1 protein-coding gene is annotated in these 649 nt (G+C 68.4%); it reads right to left on the reverse strand.

The window, feature by feature from the left end; all coding sequences use genetic code 11:
• Nucleotides 1-649, reverse strand: a 649-nt coding sequence (locus Y882_RS18310) for a DUF802 domain-containing protein (protein ID WP_046973393.1), incomplete at both ends; no start/stop codon positions are given.

Raw genomic sequence — 649 nt, forward strand, 5'->3', positions numbered from 1 at the left:
CAGTTCGCCGTTGGCGTCCTGCTGCTGCGACAGCGCCTGCTTCCAGGCATCGGTGACATTGCCGGTGGTGGCGTCCAGGCGGGCGGAGACATGGTCCAGCAGGCCGGTCGAGCGCTGCTCGAAGGTGTCGGTGAATTGCTGCAGCGTGCCGCGCAGGTCGTGGGTCAGCGCTTCGTTCGTGCCGCGATGTTCGGCGAGGGCGGAACGCCATAGCTCGGCGACCGTCGCGGTGGTCGTCTCCATGCCACGCGTGACCGCCTGCAGCTGCTGCTGCACGGCCTGGTTCACCTGATCGTGCAGCGCCGCGGTTTCGCGCGCGATGCCGTCCATGGTGGCGGCCATGATGGGCTGCAAGGCGGACGAGGCGGCGCGGGCGCTCTCGCTCACGCTGTCCTTCAGCGACGTTTCGACGGAGGCGGCGAGGCGGGTGTAGCTCGCTTCGGTGCGCGCGTGGAAGGCTTCCTGGCTGGCCAGCTGGCGCTCGTTCGCGGCGACGCTGTGCTGCTCGATGGTCGTCATCATCGCCTGCAGGCGATCGACCAGGGTCGGCATCAGTTCGGTCTGTTGCTGCAGCAGCTTGAACGCCTGCTCGCGCTGGTGGCTCTGCGAGTACACGCGCAGGGTGGAGGCGATCTTGGCGTCCAGCAGC

The organism is Dyella japonica DSM 16301, assembly GCF_001010355.1.
GTDB lineage: Bacteria > Pseudomonadota > Gammaproteobacteria > Xanthomonadales > Rhodanobacteraceae > Dyella > Dyella japonica.